The following is a 15,390-nucleotide window of genomic DNA, read 5'->3' as shown; positions in this document are numbered from 1 at the left end:
TCGCTGGCGGCAGTAGTCCAAGGTGCTAATTACAGCTTCTTAAAGCAGTGTGATTGCACCGCCAGCTCCAACGCGTTGCCAAGGTAGGCCGAGAACCAAGGCCTGAAGTTGTTCGTTATCCAGCTCCATTTCGCAGCCTTGTCGAATGCCAGGCCAATGAAACTTGCCTTGGTTCAACCGACGCGCAGCGAGCCAGACGCCAATCCCGTCATGCACCAGAACTTTCATGCGGGTAGCACGACGATTGGCAAACAGATAAGCGCAGTGCGGCTTCGCCGCGCCGAACACCCCAATCACTCTGGCCAGCGCAGTTTCAGTGCCGGCACGCATGTCCATGGGTTCGGTGGCGAGCCAGATGGCATCGATGCGAATCATTGCGTGAGCCCAAGGACAAAGCGGGCACACCCTTCAGGATCAGAGGTTGGCCATTTCACTGTGATCGATTGATCGCCAAACGGCAGATCGATGACCGCCGACGTTTCAGTCGGCCGTTTTGGCGTAGATTTCACTGGAATAAAAGCAGGTAGCACCGCTGGGGGCTGATCCCGGTGCAGCGGCATCCACTTTCGAATTACGTTGGCGTTGATGCCATGGCTGATGGCGACGCCGGAGATGGTCGCGCCCGGTTGCAGGCATTCCTGAACAACCTGGGCTTTGAACGATTTGGGATAAGAGCTTCGTTGGCGTATGGAATTCCTGACGTTAAGGGCGATAGCGTCCGCTTAAAAATATGCGGACACCATCGTCCTTAATGCTGGAGTTCGGAAGGTGTGTTCGCCGGCCCCTTACGTTTGATTGTCTCGCATAGCCTTTCGAGCCGCTAAGAGTGCCAGCCATACAAAGGATGACATCCATACATAGAATCCATAGGTGTATCCAGTTATGGTTATTCTTCCGCCGCCATCATTCCACATACTCGTATACGCGAATGATGAAAGACCCAAGAGTATGGCGCACAGGGAGAACAAAAGACTCCGCCTTGCGCTCTTCTGTGAAAAAAATGCCGCGATAAAAAAGATGTTGGCCAGCCAGGCAGCGCTACCATCCAGTAGCGCAAGAAAGCCGACACGCAAGACGTCATAGCCGTAGGTAACGCTTTCACGTTCCCATACTTCATTTCGCTCATTGATGGCTGGCAGCATGAGACTGAAAGCAAAAAGAGCCAGGCTCAAATCTCGCGGTTCTAAACGGAGTGGACGTAATTTCATCAGCTCTCCCTGCTGTAAAAAACTATCGAATAACGCACAGGCGAGTGGCGAGACGATTTCTGAGGTGAACTTTCTCATCTTGATCAGCCCAATGCTACGGTCTCTGCTTCAGAACGAGGACAAATCATGCGGATTTTGATACCCGGGGTCTGATGGGCTTGTCTGTACTCTAGGTCTCGTCGGTACCTAGCCTTCCCAAGCAATACATAACGGTAGAGCAAACAACTGTCTGATTAATGGCTAACCCAAGTGCTACCCAGCCAAATGCCAATAGAACAGCGATAATTGAGCCTGATCGCTTGCCATAAAAGATGGCAACAGCGCCGATTAACGCTGCTTGCTCACGAGGTCAAGCTCACGCATCAAACTGCGTACTTTGAACCTCCCCAGTTGTTCCGAAAGACGGTGTTGACGGTTACGCCGTGAAGTACGAAGACGGCTACACCAGCTGGAGCCCTAAAGATATTTTCGAGAAGGCTTACATCGGCATTGGCCATGTTCGGCAGCTCCCGCCGCATGTGCAGCGGATGGTTGGCGAGAAGGCGCAGAACGATGATCGCCTCGCGAAACTGACCGTTTTCCTGAAAACCCAGGGCTTCCGTGAGCTGAGCGCCAAGTCGAAAGAGCTGCTGACTGCGCAGGCCAGCGCCATGGGCGAGCTGTCCGAAATCCTGGCTGAGCGTATCGCTCTCTGATGGGGTGATGCATGACCAACGTAACGCGCCTGCATCACGCATTGCCACTGAGTCCCGCCATCAACCAGGCGATCACTGAACTGGATAGCGCCATCGCCAAAGCGATTGACGCAGCCAAGGCTGCGGGCCTCTCAGGGGCTGGTTGTATCACTGCTGCATGGGCATGCACACGGACAAACGCACATCATGGTGAGCCAATGACCGCAGATATTCACGACATCGCGGACCAGCGACCGCACCTGACAGTGGTGGCAAGTGACGCCGTCCACGTGCTGCCCTGTGACCTGGTGCGATCAGTGATCACTGGAGACAAACCATCCGCCATCCTGACCGAACCAGTAGTGCGCCGGATCATTGAAGAGTGGCTACAGCAGGTGACGGCATGACCGCCAAGCTTATTGATTTCAAGCGTGAGGATTGGCGCGACGCCGCCAAGACGCTCCGCAAGATTGCTGATGACCTCGATGCCGGTGTGCATCCGGATTGTACTGTTGGCGCCTTAACCCTGATTGGCCCAAAAGGCGAGGTCACTGTGTTCGGGCTGGGGCCAAAGTGTGACGACCTGCAGTGCCTGGGTGCTATGCGCCTGGGTGAGCAGAAGCTGATTGATGTGCTGCTGGATAGCGGGGAAGGGTAGGTGTGCCGCAGGGTTAATGCGGCACGGGTAGGCGGTTACTTAGGCGGATAGGTAACCTTGGCGCTGACTAGCAACTGGTTATTGATCGTAACGCAGTCGCGTGCCGCCTCCACCTTACTATCTGTTGACGCTAGTGGTTTGCATTGTAAGAAGACGGTTTTGTCTTTGTAAGGGACAGTGACCCCTGCTGTGGTTTGGCTTACTGGCACTTGCATGAATCGCTGATTCCATGGGCCAAAGTATATTTCAGGCTCGCCGTCACTAAAAAATCCAGATGCTGCAGTGGCACATAGGGAGCCTTCCATTCGCTCGCCATCGATGATGTTTGCATCGGTGTAACAGGCGATTCTTCCACGTTCCGTGGCGATCTCTACAGGGCCCTTGTTGGTCCACGTTGCCTTGGGCGTTGCAGCACAGCCAAGGAGAGTTGCGGCTGCGAGCGTGCAGGCTGCGAGAGATCTGATTTGCGTGCGAGACATGAAATTGAGCTTCCTTACTATTCAAAAGACGCGCACCAATAGGCCCGCGCCTTGTAGCCGGTGAGATCTGCCAATTCTTCGTCCGAGAGAATTTCTGTTTCCATGTTGATGCTCCATGCCGCGCGTGGCGGCAGAAGGTGGGGAGGGTTACGCCGAGCGTTTGCCGTTGGCATCGAGGCTGTAATAGTTTCGGCAGTTGCAACGTGGACAGACCAAGTCGCGCATGCCGCTGATAGTGGTGTTCGGCACGCTTATGCGGTCGGTGTGCAGATGTTTGTTACGGCAGCGGGTGCATTGAACTTTCTGTTTTTCGGGCATGAGTGCTCCTTACCCGCCGTTCACCGGCAGGCCGTATATATAGCTTTGAAGGTCTAAATTGGTTGGTGTATCGTTTCAGCTGTTCACCCAGCCACATGACTCTTTACCGGCCCACGGATGGCGAGGTCATGTGTGCAGGGCGAACACTATTTCTTGCCCGCCGTTCACCGGCAGGTTGGTAGGTGGAAGAGGGGTTAGGCTTTTGCGTTAGAAGCCAATTCGCAGTCGGCAGCCAGTTTCAGAAGGTTGCGGGTGTGTAGTGGTCTAATGAAACCGGACACCCATTTAGGTGAGAATGCTCGCCAGATCGAGGTGTCAGATGACCAAACAACGCCGTTCCTTTTCTGCTGAATTCAAACGCGAGGCTGCCGACCTCGTGCTCAAGCAAAACTACAGCTACATCGAAGCCAGCCGTTCACTCGGCGTCGGCGAGTCGGCCCTGCGCCGCTGGGTTGATCAGGTTCAGCAGGAGCGCCAAGGTGTTACGCCGCAGAGCAAAGCATTGACCCCGGAACAACAGAAAATTCAGGAGCTGGAAGCCCGGATTGCCCGTCTTGAACGGGAAAAATCCATATTAAAAAAGGCTACCGCGCTCTTGATGTCGGAAGATCACGAGCGTACGCGCTGATCAATCAGCTGAGCGTCCATGAGCCGGTTGATTGGCTGTGCAAGCTGTTTGAAGTCACCCGCTCGTGCTACTACGCCCAGCGCCTTAGGCGCCGCACGCCCGATGTTGAACGGCTTCGGTTGCGCAGCCGGGTGAGCGAGTTGTTCACGCAAAGTCGTAGCGCTGCCGGCAGCCGCAGCATCTTGTCGCTGATGCTTGAAGACGGTGAGCAGCTTGGTCGGTTCAAAGTGCGCAGCTTGATGCGCGAGCTTGATTTAGTCAGTAAACAACCCGGATCACATGCCTACAAACGAGCGACGGTAGAGCGACTCGATATACCGAACATCTTGAATCGGGAGTTCGATGTCCCGGCCCCCAACCAAGTGTGGTGCGGCGACATCACCTACATTTGGGCCCAGGGGAAATGGCATTACCTGGCTGTCGTGCTGGATCTTTGCACGCGCCGGGTGGTGGGCTGGGCGTTATCGGAAAAGCCGGACGCCGATCTGGTGATCAAGGCGTTGGATATGGCCTACGAGCAACGTGGCAGACCTTCTGGCCTGCTATTCCATTCGGATCAAGGGTCGCAGTATGCAAGTCGATTATTTCGTCAGCGATTGTGGCGTTATCGCATGCGCCAGAGCATGAGTCGCCGGGGGGAATTGCTGGGACAACGCGCCAATGGAGCGCGTGTTCCGCAGCTTGAAAACGGAATGGATACCGACCACGGGCTACAGAACGGCTCAAGAAGCCCAGCGCGATATCAGCCACTTCTTGATGCATCGGTACAACTGGGTTCGACCCCATCAATTCAACGGCGGGCTGGCGCTAGCTCGCGCCGAAGAAAAACTTAACGTCGTGTCCGGGATTAGTTGACCACTACACTAAAGCTGCCTAGCGGCCAATCTCAAAAGCACCCTTCACTTTTTGGTCGAGCTATTTAATTTAGGGGGCGGAGAGGTGGGGTTGCGGAAATGGCCGAAAAGATGCGGAAACGATCCATATAGAGAGGAGCAGAAATGCTGAATGCCAGAAACGACAAAGCCCTGAATAATCAGGGCTTTGTCGTATAAAGATGGCGGAGGCGATGGGATTCGAACTCATGGACCTGTTACAGTCGACGGTTTTCAAGACCGTTGCCTTAAACCACTCGGCCACACCTCCGTTTGCGTTGCGGGCGCCATAATACCTGAATGAAACACACTGTCAAACTCTCTGCATAGCTTGTTACAGAGCGTCTGTTATGATCTTTGCGACTGAACGTTTCAAACCAACAGGAGTGTCGCCATGCGCGAACAGGATTACGCAGTTAATAACAGCGTGCAGGCTGAGCAGCTAGAGGTTAGCCGCGTCCTGCGCAACACTTACGGCCTACTCGCCCTCACCCTCGCATTCAGCGGCGTGATGGCGTTTGTCGCACAGCAGATGCGTGTCGGTTACCCGAACGTCTTCGTCGTGCTGATCGGCTTCTACGGCCTTTTCTTCCTCACCAACAAACTCCGTGACTCGGCGTGGGGCCTGGTTTCTGCGTTCGCGCTGACCGGTTTCATGGGTTTCCTGCTCGGCCCGATCCTCAACCGTTACCTGGGCATGCAGGGCGGCGCGGAAGTGGTCAGCTCGGCCTTCGCGATGACCGCGCTGGTGTTCGGCGGCCTGTCGGCTTATGTACTGATCACCCGTAAGGACATGAGCTTCCTCGGCGGTTTCATCACAGCCGGTTTCTTCGTGCTGCTGGGTGCGACGCTGGCGAGCTTCTTCTTCCAGATCAGCGGTCTGCAACTGGCGATCAGCGCAGGTTTCGTGCTGTTCTCCTCGGTCTGCATTCTGTTCCAGACCAGCGCCATCATTCACGGCGGCGAGCGTAACTACATCATGGCGACCATCAGCCTGTATGTATCGATCTACAACCTGTTCGTCAGCTTGCTGCAGCTGTTCGGCATCATGGGCCGCGATGATTGATCGCCAGCCTTGAGTAAAAAACCCGCTTCGGCGGGTTTTTTTTGTCTGGGAATCAGGGCGCCCAAGGCTATTCGGTAATGACAATACTGCCATCGGCCTGCTGCCGATAAATGGTGTAGGGCAGGAGCATGGTGTCGAGAGCGCCGGAAATGACTACGTCGATCAGCACAAAAGGCGTGCCATTGTCGTACTTGTACTCATCGATGCCTGGGCCTGGAGTCGCATGCAGGCGGCAAAAGTCATAAGTCACGCCGCTATAGATCCGTGGAACCGCACCGCAGTAGGTTTTCTGTTCCTTGAGGCTCTTTGCCGCTGCCTCGTCACTACGCACCACTGTCTGGAACGTACCGCAGCCTGCGAGCATCACCGCCGCCAGTAACATGGCCTGAGTTTTCATACCGCCAATCCTTCGCCGGAAAAACACCAATCTACGCTTCTGCGAACCAAACAGCACTCACGCCATCGGTGGCAGCCGGCGCTTGATCGGGGTTTTCTTGACGATGGCGGTGTTGGTTTCAGCGTGGGTGTTGAGGCGGTCGAGGAGGGTGTCCAGTTGTTCCATCGAGCGCACATGCAAGCGGGCGATGAAGCAGTCGTCGCCGGTGACTTTGTCGCACTCGGTGAATTCGGGAATCGCCTGAATCTGCCGTTCCACTTCCTGCAATTGCCCCGGCAACGGGCGGATGCGGACGATGGCCTGGAGTTGGTAGCCGAAGCATTTAGGGTCGATTTCGACGGTATAGCCCTTGAGTACGCCGCGTTCTTCGAGGCGGCGCAGGCGCTCGGCAACGCTGGGCGAGGACAGGCCGCTGATCTGTGCCAGGGCTTTGAGCGAGCGGCGGGAGTCTTCCATCAATGCGCTGATCAGCACTTGGTCGATGTCGTCGGTCATGGGAATCCCCTGTTAGGCAATCGGCTGGATAAGCCTTGATAAAAAAGGCAGATGCCGAGTTTAGCCTGCTTTTTGCTCTGGAGAAGCCCCTCGGCGGATTGGCATACTTTGGCCTCAAACACAGGAGGTTGATGATGGACAGAACACTACGTCGCGGCTCATTCGAGATGACCGCCGCCATGCTGATTTCCGGGACCATTGGCTGGTTCGTGCTGGTGTCCGGGCAACCGGTGCTGGACGTGGTGTTCTGGCGCTGCGTGTTCGGTGCCGCCACCTTGTTGCTGATCTGCGCGGCGTTCGGCTTTCTGCGCCCTGGCATTTTGACGTCCACTACCTTCTTGCTGGCCGTACTGAGCGGTGTGGCGATTGTCGGTAACTGGGTGCTGTTGTTCGCGTCCTATTCTCGCGCCTCGATTGCCATCGGCACGGCGGTTTATAACGTCCAGCCGTTCATGTTGGTGGGGCTGGCCGCGCTGTTTCTCGGGGAGAAAATCACCCTGCAAAAACTGTTCTGGCTGGGCATTTCGTTTCTCGGGATGCTGGCGATTGTCAGCGCACATGGCGAGCAAGGCGAGGGTGGCAACGATTACCTGATGGGGATCGCTCTGGCCTTGGGTGCTGCCTTCCTGTACGCGATTGCCGCATTGATCATCAAACGCCTGACCGGCACGCCACCGCATCTGATCGCGTTGATCCAGGTCTGCACCGGCGTGCTGTTGCTCGCGCCTTTTGCGCACTTCTCGGCGATGCCACAAACGCCCAGTGCCTGGGCCAGTCTGGTGACCCTGGGTATCGTGCATACCGGCTTGATGTATGTGCTGCTCTACGGAGCAATTCAAAAGCTGCCGACCGCCCTGACCGGCGCGTTATCGTTCATCTATCCGATTGCGGCGATTTTCGTGGACTGGTTTGCCTTTGGCCATCGCCTGGAGCCGTTGCAATGGATCGGTGTCGCCGCGATTCTGCTGGCCGCCGCCGGCATGCAACAGGGTTGGGGCCTGAAGCAGCGGCGGGTGGCTACACAATAAACGGCCTCTCAGATGTTCCAGCGCGGTGCGGTTTTCGCCAGACGCTGGCGCATCTCGCCGATGTTCGCGGCCAATTGTCGGGTCAGCAATCGGTAGCCATCCAGCGGACTGTAGACCGGCATATCAAGCGTAGAGTCCAATGGCGGTTCGGCTGGCCGGCTGAGCCGTTGTGAAGCGCCCGATTTCAATGCCCGAGCCATACCGATCAGTTGCACCCGGATCTGTCGGTGCTCGGTTTTCAATGCCGATTGCAGATGGGCCATTGCCTCAGGGTCATCGGCATTCGGCCGGCTATTGCCGAGGATCTCCAGGATGCTGACGCACATCCGCAGATTGCGCTGAATCGCATCGAGTTCGGTCATGGAAACCCGCACTTCCTTGGACACCGAGGGCATCAGTGAGCGCAGTTGCACCATGACTGCGTTCAAGCGATTCATGAGCTTCAGGTGCTCGTCAGCGGCGACGGACTCGCCGTTGATGATACGGCCGTAGATTGCCGCGCAGTCGCGCAATGCATCGGCCAGGTTGTAGCGCCAGGAGTACACCGCGTACAGCGGCAGGGCGAAGGAGAAAGCCAGTGCCAGGGCGATGCCGATCAGAATATCCACCCCGCGCCACAGGCCATCGGTGACCGGGTTGTCACCGTGCCCCGCAACGATAAACACGGTGATCGCCGACAGCAGCGCCGTATAACCACCCTTGCCGATGGCGTGGTACGAGAAAAATCCGCACACCACCGACATTGCGAAATAGGTCAGCCACGGCATCCCGAGCCAGGCCTGTTGCGCCACCAGCAACAAGCCGACACCGGCCCCGATCAAGGTGCCGATGGCTCGCTCGGCGGCTTTTTTGCCGATATTACCGTGGTGCTGCAAGCCGCCGATCACCACCAGCATGGTCACCGACGCCCATTCGCCGTGGGGCAGATGGATGCCAGTGGTCAGCAGAATCGTCGCCAGCAACCCCAACGAAACCCGCACCGCATGGATCAGTTTGGCGTGGCGGTAGCGCCGGTACGGGTCCAGCAATGGACGCAGTATTCGGCGCAACAGCGGTGGCAGTCGAAGGCCTTTGATGATGCTCAGGTCTGGTGTCCTCAGAAAATTTTGGTGCCCTCAGAAAATATAGTCGGTGGTCAGGAAGCTCGAGTTCCGGCCGCTGATGATCTCGCTGAGAAGCTCTTTGCTGCTTTCCTGGAACTTGGTCGCCACCAGGGTCCGGATCGAAAATACCCGCAGCGCATCATGCACCGATAACGTGCCCTCGGCGGAGTTCTTGCGGCCGTTGAACGGGTAGGTGTCCGGGCCGCGTTGGCACTGGGCGTTGAGGTTGATCCGGCCGACCTGGTTGGCGAAGGTGTCCACCAGCCTGCCGACCGCCACCGGGTTGGTGCCGAAGATGCTCAGTTGCTGGCCGAAGTCAGATTCCAGGACGTAATCGATCACGGTGTCCAGATGACGGTAAGGCACGATCGGCACGACCGGGCCGAACTGTTCTTCCTGATAGACGCGCATCTGCGGTGTCACCGGGTACAACACGGCCGGGTAGAAGAACGACGCGCGGGACTCACCACCATTGGGGTTGACCACGGCGGCGCCTTTGCTGACCGCGTCCGCCACCAGCGAATGCAGATAATCGACTTTGCTCGCCTCCGGCAGCGGTGTCAGGGCCACGCCACTGTCCCACGGCATGCCGGGTTTCAGGGAGGCGAGCTTGGCGTTGAATTTCTCGATGAACGCCTCGACCACGTCTTCATGGACGAAGAGGATTTTCAGCGCGGTGCAGCGCTGACCGTTGAACGACAGGGAGCCGGTGACGGCTTCGCTGACCGCGTTGTCCAGATCCACCTCAGGCAACACGATGCCGGGGTTCTTTGCATCCAGGCCCAGTGCCGCACGCAAGCGGTGAGGCCTTGGGTGGAGCTTTTTCAGGTCGCTGGCAGCCTTGTTGGTGCCGATAAACGCAAAGATATCGATCTTGCCGCTGGCCATCAGTGCGCTGACGGTCTCGCGGCCACTGCCGTAAATGACGTTGATTACCCCGGCCGGGAAGCTGTCGCGAAAGGCTTCCAGCAGCGGACGAATCAACAGCACCCCAAGCTTGGCCGGCTTGAACACCACGGTGTTGCCCATGATCAGCGCCGGAATCAGCGTGGTGAAAGTCTCGTTCAGCGGATAGTTGTAAGGCCCCATGCACAACGCCACGCCCATCGGAACGCGGCGGATCTGGCCGAGGGTGTCCTGTTCCAGTTCGAATCGGCTGGAGCGGCGGTCGAGTTCCTTGAGGGCGTTGATGGTGTCGACGATGTAGTCGCAGGTGCGGTCGAACTCTTTCTCCGAATCCTTGAGGTTTTTGCCGATCTCCCACATCAGCAACTTGACCACCGCCTCGCGCTGTTCGCGCATACGACCGAGGAAGGTCTCGACATGCTGGATACGCTCGGCCACGCGCATGGTCGGCCACAAACCCTGGCCCCGGTCATAGGCACGGACAGCCGCGTCGAGCGCGGTCAGGGCGGTGTCGGCATCGAGCAGCGGCGTGCTGCCGAGAATCACTTGTTCATCGCCATTCGCGCCGCTCAGGTATACCGGGCTGCGCACCTGGGCGAGGGGGCCGGACCAGGTTTTCAGTTCACCGTCGACCAGGTATTCGCGCTGTTCGGTCTGGCCGTTGAGGCGATACTTTTCCGGGATGCCGTCGGCGGTGGGAAACAGGTTGCCAAGGATCGATGCTGTGGTCATGTCGCTACCCCGTCTGGATTGGGTGATGCACTGATGAATCGTTTTAGCAGACCTCGGCCTGGCTTGTCATGGCTCATCTTATGGTTTTTTTGACTCGACGTTGTGGATCGAGAATCTGTCGGCCCATCTGCTCATGAAAGCGCCTGTAGCCGTTGCGATCTTTTGTCCTTGAAAACACACAAGTAACGATCCCCCGGTTAAACTTCGTGCTCTTTCTCAAAGGAGTTCATATGAGTTACTACCAGCCGGGCATCCTCGCCACCCCAGTTCCGCCTCAAGCTCGTCATATGTTCTTCGACCTCGAATCCGCCGAGGCACTGCCGGCAGCGCTGGATAACCTGACGCGCCTGGTGGACGGAAAATCGGCGGTGGTGGGTTTCGGCGAGTCCCTGGTCAAGGCGCTGCACGCGCAGATCGACGGCTTGCGCGCCTTTCCTGCGCTGGTTGGTGTCGGCGTCGACAACCCGTCGACCCAACACGCGCTCTGGTGCTGGCTGCACGGTGTTGACCGTGGCGAATTGCTCAATCGCAGCCACGCGATCGAAGCCGCGCTGGCACCGGCCCTGCGTCTGGTGCAGATGAACGAAACCTTCCGCCACATGACCGGCAATGACCTGACCGGTTACGAAGACGGCACCGAAAACCCTCACGACGAAGCCGCTGTCGCCGCCGCGCTGCTGGGCGAGGGGGCTGAGGGGCTGGTCGGTGGCAGCTTCGCCGCGATCCAGCAATGGCAGCATGACTTGAAAGGCTTCCACGCGATGCCGTCCCATGAGCAGGACAACATCATGGGTCGGCGCCTGAGCGACAACGAAGAACTCGACGACGCGCCGATCTCCGCCCACGTCAAACGCACCGCACAGGAAAGCTTCGCACCTGAAGCCTTCGTGGTCCGTCGCTCGATGCCGTGGATCGAAGGCGATCGCGCCGGCCTGATGTTCCTGGCGTTCGGTTTTTCCCTCGATGCATTCGAAGCCCAACTGCGGCGCATGAGCGGTCTGGAAGACGGCATCACCGACGGTTTGTACCGCATCAGCCGACCGATCACTGGCGGCTACTACTGGTGCCCGCCGCTCAAGGACGGTCGCCTCGACCTGCGCGCATTGCGTGTCGGCTAAATAGCGGATCGCGTACAAGGAGCGAGGCTTGCCCGCGAAGGCGGTGTGTCAGGTAAAACGCTTTCGCGGGTAAGCCTCGCTCCTACAAAAAACCATCAAAAGGATTTGCTGACACTCGCCACCAGGGTTGCGCTGCACACATCGTCGAACCCCCAGTTGCTGATGCATTGGCTTTTCGACAAATCGGTGTCGATGTAACTCAACCCCAGCAGCACCCCGGCCACTTCGTGGGTCAGCTTCGCCTCCCACTCGTGGTAAGCCTCCTCGCCATGCCCCGAGGCCGAATACAGGCGCGGGTCTTTGAAGTCCATTTCGCCGTATCGCAGTTTCAGCCCCAGTCCATAGGGCAATTCGGTTTCGTAGCCAACGTAGCGGTACAACGTGCTCTGTTTGCTGTCGATGCCTGGTGCATCGGCGGAGTAATAGGCCGCGAGTTTCACGCCATAGACGTCGAGAATCCCGTAGACCTCGCTCTGATTGAACTGGCTCTCTTTTGGATACGCGTATTTGAGATAGCCGACATCCAGGCTGATGGCGTCGGTCGCCTGCCACAGCCAACCACCGTAGTAGTCGACTTCCTGGCGGGTTTTCAGGCCACCGCCGAAATCGACGTTCGAACTCCAGGCGCCCAGGTACAGGCCGCTGCTGTGGGCCAGGGTCACACCGGCTTGTGCGGCGGGGTCGTTCTGGGTTTGCGAAATACCGCGAGTGCGATAGTCGCTGGCCAGGGTCAGGTCGACCAGCACGGCGAAGTCGTCATTCAAGGGCAGGGCCTGGCTGCCCAGGGGCAACAGGCTGAAGGATGCGAGGGCGACCAGGGTGAATGCTTTCATGGTGCAGTGCCTTTGTTGTGATTGTTATGGGCAGATTTGAGACAAAGCTGCTCCAGACCCCAGCGATGAACGCGGAGTTGGGCAGCGTGTACAGGCGATTTTTCTCAGAGTGTCGGGGCGTAGACTTCGCGACCGGCGAACCAGGTTTGCAGCACTTGGGTGTCGTGCAGGGCTTTCTCATCGACGCTGAACACGTCGCGGTCCAGCACGATGAAATCGGCTTGCTTGCCGGGGCTCAGCGAGCCGATTTGCTTCTCTAGACCGATAGTGCGGGCGGCGTTGAGGGTGTAGGCGTAGAACATCGTTTCCCGGTCGATGCGTTCGTCGGCGTTCAAGACACCCAACGGACCGTTTCGGGTGATCGCCTGGGCCATGGCGTTCCACGGATTGGGCGAAGACACCGGCCAGTCGCTGGCTCCGGCGATCGTCGCGCCCTGTTTGAGCAGCGAGTGCGCCGGGTACTGATAGCGGAAGGCGAGGGCGCTGACGTAAGGCTTGATCATGTCCAGGGTGTAATCGTCGGCGGAGGCCCAGAGCAACTGCATGGAGGCGATGACGTTGAGCGGTTTGAACCGCGCAAACTCTTTCGGGTTGACCATTTGCAAATGGGTGATCGAGTGAGTCACGCCGCTCTGGCGATCCTTGCGCGCCTGGGCGATGCCGTTCAGGGATTCGCGTACCGCGCGGTCGCCGATGGCGTGGATGTGCACCCGCCAGCCGCGTTGATCGATGGCACTGACCAGTTCGCCGAAGTGCTTCGGATCGATCAGCAACTCGCCCTGTTTTTGCGAGTTGGTGTAAGGATCGATCATCGCCGCGCTCTGGGCCGGGTATTCGATCACGCCGTCGGCAAAGATTTTGATACCGGGCAGGGTCAGGTTGGGGATGCCCTGGAATTGCTGGCGGACCTTGTCCAGCGTGTCGAGATCGGCCGGTACGCTTTTCGGATTGGCCACCAGCAGGGCCGCGACGTGGGCGGTCATGCCACCGCTTTGCGACAGCGCTTTGTACACCGGCAGTACGCCGACGGTTTTCTCCGTGGGTATAAGGGCAAACACCGGCTCGCCGGGGGCGGCGTTGGCAGCGGGGTCCATCCAGGCCGTAATGCCCAGGCTGTTGTTGTAGCGCACGGCGGTTTGCGCGGCGCGCAGCATGTCGGCGGCACTGGGCGCGGGCATTTTTAACGCAACCCGATCCCAACCGGCGTCCACCAGAAAACCGTTGGGGCTACCATCGGCAAGCTTGCCTATGGTGTCGAGTTCGGCGGCCGGCAGGTTTTGCAGCAGGATGGCGTCGATGCCCGCGCGTTCGAGCATGACGTTGTTGGCCCAGGCGGTGTGGTGGTCGCTGCCGGTGAACACCACGGGCACCTTGGCCCATTCGCCGCTGTTGAATTTCTTGCCGAGGGCCTCGGCCTGGGCCCAATACGCCGAACTCATGCCGGCCACGCTCAGCACATCACCGTGTTTCGCCTTGCCGTCATCACGCCAACCGCGCAGGCGTTTTTCCAGCTCATCGAGGTCGACCACCTCATCTTCCATGTTGGCCGAGGCCATTTCCAGACCGCCGAAAATCGCGTGGGAATGGCTGTCGATCAGGCCGGGCATCAACGTCTTGCCGGCGAGGTCGATCACTTTCGTTCCCGGTTCGATCAAGGTTTTGATCTGCTCGTTGCTGCCGACTTTCAGCACTTTTCCGTCCTGCACGGCCAGGGCCTGCACCTTGGGCTGGCTGCGGTCGGCGGTGAATATCTTGCCGTTGATCAGCACCAGATCAGTCGCTGCCATGGCTTCCATCGAGGCAAAAGCCACAGCGGCCATCAATAGATTCGGGAGGAATCTTTTCATTGAATGTTTCCTTGTTATTGCGTCTGATGGCCAGATTAGTGGCTGCTTATGCTCAACAGAACGCCTCACTCACGAAAAACGTTTTTGCCGGAATGGAAAAAGAATGGACAAGCTGGGTGCGTTGAAAATGTTCGTGGTCACGGCGCAACTGGGCAGTTTCAGCCGCGCGGCCGAGCAACTGGGCAAGACCCCGTCGGCCCTGACCAAAGCGGTCAATCACCTGGAGGCCGAGCTCGGTGCCCGGCTGTTCGAGCGCAGCACCCGGCGGATTCTGCTGACGGAAGTGGGGCGGCTCTACCTGGAAACCGCGCGTCAAGTGTTGCAGCGGTTGGACGAGGCCGGCGAGGAAATCGAGCAGTTGCAGCATGGCCTGCGCGGCAATCTGAAAATCACCGCGCCACTGGCCTATGGGCAAGCCTTTCTCGATCAGGTGTGTGGCGGTTTTCTGGAGCAGTATCCGCAGATCAATCTGCAAGTGGACCTGTGCGATGAGTTCGTCAATCTGCTGGAAAGCGGCTACGACCTGGCCCTGCGCGAAGGCCATGACGACCTGCCGGGGCTGATCGCCCGCGTCGTTGGCAGCAATCGTCTGGCGTTGTGTGGCAGTCCGGCCTATCTGGCGCGCAAGGCGTTGCCGGTCACCCCGCAAACCCTCGATGAGCACGAATGGTTGCTGTATCGCCATCCCTTGCTCAGCCGCGAATTCTGGTGGGCCGAGCGCGATGGGCAGCGCTTGAGCCTGCCGCAACCCCAGGCGCCACGGCTGCGCAGCGACAATTACGACTTGCTGCTGGCCAATGCGCTGGCCGGACGCGGGTTGTTGCACACGCCGCTATGGAGCGCTGCGCCGTATCTGGCCGACGGTCGACTGGTGCGGGTGATGGCGGACTACGACATCGATCCCGACAGCTTTGGCCCGCACATTCTGGCGGTGTACCCGAGCCATCGGCGAGCGACCGCTAAAGTCGTGGCTTTTATCGATTACATCGCAGGGTTTCTGGCCTCTCCTGTAGGAGCTGTCGAGTGAA

The 15,390-nt window shown here is 58.3% G+C and carries 18 protein-coding genes, 1 tRNA gene and 2 pseudogenes; 9 read left to right on the top strand and 12 right to left on the bottom strand.

Going from position 1 to position 15,390, the window contains the following annotated elements; all coding sequences use genetic code 11:
• Window positions 1-39: 39 nt before the first annotated feature.
• The 3 genes from tnpB to JUI81_RS28265 all read right to left on the bottom strand — a co-directional run bounded on the left by tnpB (window position 40) and on the right by JUI81_RS28265 (window position 1,286).
• Window positions 40-375 (bottom strand): IS66 family insertion sequence element accessory protein TnpB, encoded by a 336-nt coding sequence (gene tnpB / locus JUI81_RS31910; protein WP_157815127.1) that lies wholly within the window; start codon window positions 373-375, stop codon window positions 40-42.
• Window positions 372-689 (bottom strand): transposase, encoded by a 318-nt coding sequence (locus JUI81_RS32325; protein WP_374707278.1) that lies wholly within the window; start codon window positions 687-689, stop codon window positions 372-374. Before JUI81_RS32325 ends, tnpB begins: the two co-directional genes overlap by 4 nt.
• Before the next feature lie 96 nt (window positions 690-785).
• A complete protein-coding gene (locus JUI81_RS28265) occupies window positions 786-1,286 on the bottom strand; it encodes a hypothetical protein (protein WP_204125471.1) in 501 nt (166 codons plus the stop codon).
• Between the two features lie 344 nt (window positions 1,287-1,630).
• On the opposite strand from JUI81_RS28265, the gene JUI81_RS28260 reads away from it, so the two are divergent.
• From JUI81_RS28260 to JUI81_RS28245, 4 genes and pseudogenes are all read left to right on the top strand, one after another.
• Window positions 1,631-1,903 carry a hypothetical protein gene (locus tag JUI81_RS28260; RefSeq protein WP_204125470.1) on the top strand — a complete coding sequence of 91 codons (273 nt, stop codon included), beginning with the start codon at window positions 1,631-1,633 and terminating at the stop codon, window positions 1,901-1,903.
• Window positions 1,904-1,914: 11 nt separating this feature from the next.
• A pseudogene (locus JUI81_RS28255) lies at window positions 1,915-2,104 on the top strand (hypothetical protein).
• Window positions 2,101-2,289 carry a hypothetical protein gene (locus JUI81_RS28250; protein ID WP_204125469.1) on the top strand — a complete coding sequence of 63 codons (189 nt, stop codon included), beginning with the start codon at window positions 2,101-2,103 and terminating at the stop codon, window positions 2,287-2,289. The pseudogene JUI81_RS28255 and the gene JUI81_RS28250 overlap by 4 nt, the downstream one beginning before the upstream one ends.
• Window positions 2,286-2,540: a hypothetical protein gene (locus JUI81_RS28245; protein ID WP_204125468.1), complete on the top strand. Its 255-nt coding sequence runs from the start codon at window positions 2,286-2,288 to the stop codon at window positions 2,538-2,540. Before JUI81_RS28250 ends, JUI81_RS28245 begins: the two co-directional genes overlap by 4 nt.
• Window positions 2,541-2,575: 35 nt before the next feature.
• On the opposite strand, the gene JUI81_RS28240 is transcribed toward JUI81_RS28245, so the two are convergent.
• Window positions 2,576-3,019: a hypothetical protein gene (locus JUI81_RS28240; protein ID WP_204125467.1), complete on the bottom strand. Its 444-nt coding sequence runs from the start codon at window positions 3,017-3,019 to the stop codon at window positions 2,576-2,578.
• A 147-nt stretch (window positions 3,020-3,166) separates the two neighbouring features.
• A complete protein-coding gene (locus tag JUI81_RS28235) occupies window positions 3,167-3,337 on the bottom strand; it encodes a hypothetical protein (protein ID WP_204125466.1) in 171 nt (56 codons plus the stop codon).
• Between the two features lie 319 nt (window positions 3,338-3,656).
• Between JUI81_RS28235 and JUI81_RS28230 the strand changes: the two are divergent.
• Window positions 3,657-4,820, top strand: a pseudogene (locus JUI81_RS28230) (IS3 family transposase).
• 200 nt (window positions 4,821-5,020) lie between these two features.
• Here JUI81_RS28230 and JUI81_RS28225 read toward each other — a convergent pair.
• Window positions 5,021-5,108, bottom strand: a tRNA-Ser gene (locus JUI81_RS28225).
• A 123-nt stretch (window positions 5,109-5,231) separates the two neighbouring features.
• Here JUI81_RS28225 and JUI81_RS28220 point away from each other — a divergent pair.
• Window positions 5,232-5,903, top strand: a complete 672-nt coding sequence (locus JUI81_RS28220; RefSeq protein WP_019578455.1) for a Bax inhibitor-1/YccA family protein — start codon at window positions 5,232-5,234, stop codon at window positions 5,901-5,903.
• Between the two features lie 67 nt (window positions 5,904-5,970).
• Here the strand turns inward: JUI81_RS28220 and JUI81_RS28215 are convergent, their stop codons facing one another.
• Window positions 5,971-6,300 carry a YceK/YidQ family lipoprotein gene (locus tag JUI81_RS28215; protein WP_019578456.1) on the bottom strand — a complete coding sequence of 110 codons (330 nt, stop codon included), beginning with the start codon at window positions 6,298-6,300 and terminating at the stop codon, window positions 5,971-5,973.
• A 57-nt stretch (window positions 6,301-6,357) separates the two neighbouring features.
• Window positions 6,358-6,795: an Lrp/AsnC family transcriptional regulator gene (locus tag JUI81_RS28210; protein WP_007941786.1), complete on the bottom strand. Its 438-nt coding sequence runs from the start codon at window positions 6,793-6,795 to the stop codon at window positions 6,358-6,360.
• Between the two features lie 134 nt (window positions 6,796-6,929).
• Between JUI81_RS28210 and JUI81_RS28205 the strand changes: the two genes are divergently transcribed.
• Window positions 6,930-7,823: a DMT family transporter gene (locus JUI81_RS28205; RefSeq protein WP_019578457.1), complete on the top strand. Its 894-nt coding sequence runs from the start codon at window positions 6,930-6,932 to the stop codon at window positions 7,821-7,823.
• A gap of 8 nt (window positions 7,824-7,831) precedes the next feature.
• On the opposite strand, the gene JUI81_RS28200 is transcribed toward JUI81_RS28205, so the two are convergent.
• Both JUI81_RS28200 and JUI81_RS28195 read right to left on the bottom strand, forming a co-directional pair.
• A complete protein-coding gene (locus tag JUI81_RS28200; RefSeq protein ID WP_204125509.1) occupies window positions 7,832-8,851 on the bottom strand; it encodes an FUSC family protein in 1,020 nt (339 codons plus the stop codon).
• 87 nt (window positions 8,852-8,938) lie between these two features.
• The gene (locus JUI81_RS28195) at window positions 8,939-10,564 is read right to left on the bottom strand and encodes an NADP-dependent glyceraldehyde-3-phosphate dehydrogenase (RefSeq protein WP_028940971.1); all 1,626 of its coding nucleotides are present in this window, start codon (window positions 10,562-10,564) and stop codon (window positions 8,939-8,941) included.
• Between the two features lie 230 nt (window positions 10,565-10,794).
• Here JUI81_RS28195 and JUI81_RS28190 point away from each other — a divergent pair, with 230 nt between their 5' ends.
• Complete coding sequence (locus JUI81_RS28190; RefSeq protein ID WP_204125465.1) at window positions 10,795-11,682, top strand: Dyp-type peroxidase; 888 nt, start codon at window positions 10,795-10,797, stop codon at window positions 11,680-11,682.
• Window positions 11,683-11,777: 95 nt separating this feature from the next.
• On the opposite strand, the gene JUI81_RS28185 is transcribed toward JUI81_RS28190, so the two are convergent.
• On the bottom strand, window positions 11,778-12,515 hold the full coding sequence (locus JUI81_RS28185) for a TorF family putative porin (RefSeq protein ID WP_019578461.1): 738 nt from the start codon (window positions 12,513-12,515) through the stop codon (window positions 11,778-11,780).
• 104 nt (window positions 12,516-12,619) lie between these two features.
• Window positions 12,620-14,362 (bottom strand): amidohydrolase, encoded by a 1,743-nt coding sequence (locus JUI81_RS28180; protein WP_204125464.1) that lies wholly within the window; start codon window positions 14,360-14,362, stop codon window positions 12,620-12,622.
• Between the two features lie 103 nt (window positions 14,363-14,465).
• Between JUI81_RS28180 and JUI81_RS28175 the strand changes: the two genes are divergently transcribed.
• On the top strand, window positions 14,466-15,389 hold the full coding sequence (locus JUI81_RS28175; RefSeq protein WP_028940968.1) for a LysR family transcriptional regulator: 924 nt from the start codon (window positions 14,466-14,468) through the stop codon (window positions 15,387-15,389).
• Window position 15,390: the final 1 nt, after the last annotated feature.

The sequence above is a fragment of the Pseudomonas sp. 008 genome, from assembly GCF_016861935.1.
In the GTDB taxonomy this organism is placed as follows: domain Bacteria; phylum Pseudomonadota; class Gammaproteobacteria; order Pseudomonadales; family Pseudomonadaceae; genus Aquipseudomonas.
The sequence above is the reverse complement of the archived record's forward strand: the minus strand, read 5'-3'. Positions and strand labels throughout refer to the sequence as shown.